We start from the raw sequence: 2,253 nt of genomic DNA on the forward strand, positions 1-2,253 counted from the left end.
TTGCAACAGCAGCAACGACTTCATCCACACCGAGCCGAGTATCAGCGTGACTATCGCTATAATGCGGCTGATCAGCTGGTGGGCATCGAAGACAGCGAGCAGGGTGCGAGCCAGTATCAGTTTGATGTGTTAGATCAGCTTACCAGTAGCCAGCTACCCCATCAGCCAGAAATTCTGTTTGCCTTTGATAGCTTTGGCAACCCACAAAATACCGCAGGGGAAGGGGCTGATAGTGCGGTATGTGTGACTCAGGATCGCCTAGAGCAATGGCACGATACTCATTATCGTTACGATGGTTTTGGTAACCAAGTTAAAACGTGTAGCCAACAAGGCAACGAGCAGCGTCGGTTCAATGGCTTAAACCAGCTCACCAGTTTCAGAAAATCCGGTAAATATACCCAGTACCATTACGATGCCCTTGGTCGTCGCAGCGCCAAAATCAGCGAAAGCCAGCGGATTGATTACCTGTGGGATGGGGATCAGTTAATCGGCGAGCACTGTAATGGCGAATATCGCTGGTATCTCTACGAACTGGGCAGCTTCAAACCCGTCGCCCTTATTGCACTGGGTGAGATCTATTACTACCAGCTTGATCATCTCGGCACCCCGCTGGCACTAACTGATCAACACGGCGATATTGCGTGGCAGGCCGACTACAGCACCGAGGGCGTCGCCAGTCTAACCATTGAACGCATCACCAACCCGTTGCGTTTTCAAGGCCAGTATTATGACGTGGAATCGGGCCTGCACTACAACCGCTTCCGTTATTACGATCCCACCGTTGGGCGCTTCATTCACCAAGATCCCATCGGCCTGCTCGGTGGCATCAACCCGTACCAATACGCCCCCAACCCCGTGCAATGGGTCGACCCGCTAGGGTTGAGTTGTAAAGAGGGGGACTTGCTTGGCGAACTCGACCCGAACCGATTCGTACCTAACTCTTTGCAATGGGTTGATCCGCTAGAATTGAGTTGTAATGACGGAAAGAATATATTTGAGTCAGCAAATCAATATCTTGTAGATAATCGAGCGGGTATTGCCAATGCTGTTAATAAGCTCAGTAGAGTCAGTCCTGCAGGGGTCTTTGGTATAGGAGCGGGTTATGAGTCCATACTAGGGTTATCAGAATTTTTACTGGACCCCTATGGCAATATAAGTAATACATTCAATAGCGCTAAGGGCTTAGCTTCCGATTTATTTGATGCTCAATTTAAGGGGGATATTGAAGCGAAAATTCGCTTAGGTGAAACTGGACTTGCAATGTGGGAAGGTGGCAAAAAGTGGGCTTCTGAAACCATAGATCATGCTATCACTGGTGACATGTTTGAACTTGGTGCGAATACAGGTTCGCATGTGATAGATTTAGCGACAGGTGTAAAAGCAGGATTAAAGCTATCGACCTTAAAGGTTCCTCATGGCACGGCAAGCATGAATGGTGTTGGGGCTTTTGGTTCTACAGCATTTAAAGTGATGAAAAAATTAAAATTACCATGCTTTAAACCTGGTGATGCTTTGAAAAAATCCTTTAAAAACGATAGGGAAGGACTTGCAGCAGAATTTGATAAACAGCTAAAAAACCAACAAGATGGTATAAATAAGATGACTGTTGGTAAGTACCTAGAAAACAGAGAAAGATTGGCTGAGTTAGTCAAAATACATGGTTCAAAAAAAGCCCGGCAGATACTAACAAATAATGGTTCAGCTCAGAGAAAAGCACGAGATGACTATTTCGAGAAATTAAAAAAAATAGCTACTAAAGAGTATCGAGGCCAAGGGATATCAAGTGTTGAAGCTGAGCGTTTAGCTTTAGAAAAGGCTAAAAACACGATGAAGGATTTGGCCGCATTACATGATCCTGATTTGATTGCCGGCGGAGATGATAAAATCACCGGTTTTGGTGACAAGAGAGTCAATTCATCATTAGGTTCGCAATGGCCTAAGACTGGTATAGATCCATCATTGGATAATCAACTACCTAGACAGAGTCGAGTGACGAGTATGGATGCTGCTGCTAGGAATGCATTAAGTAACCTCGGGGCTGATGCAAAAATGAATGTCGAATTAACAAGGTGTAAATAATCATGCCGTATAAGTTTGAGTTAGATGAAGATTTTGAGTACTTTTTGCAAAAGTTTGGATATCCCTTTGCGACGGTTGATTGCCGACCAGAAATTGTAGAAAAATTTAGAGGGAAGCTACCGGATAGATTACTGGAATATTGGCAAGAGTATGGTTTTTGTGGTTTTCAACAAG

Annotated in this window: 2 protein-coding genes; both read left to right on the plus strand. The window is 44.9% G+C overall.

Annotated elements, in window-relative coordinates; genetic code table 11:
- On the plus strand, positions 1-2,079 hold a 2,079-nt coding region (locus ABT56_RS23460), incomplete at its 5' end, for an RHS repeat-associated core domain-containing protein (protein ID WP_205626115.1).
- A 2-nt stretch (positions 2,080-2,081) separates the two neighbouring features.
- A partial coding sequence (locus tag ABT56_RS23140) for a GAD-like domain-containing protein (protein ID WP_047881256.1) occupies positions 2,082-2,253 on the plus strand: 172 nt, incomplete at its 3' end.

The sequence above is a fragment of the Photobacterium aquae genome, assembly GCF_001029445.1.
Lineage (GTDB): Bacteria > Pseudomonadota > Gammaproteobacteria > Enterobacterales > Vibrionaceae > Photobacterium > Photobacterium aquae.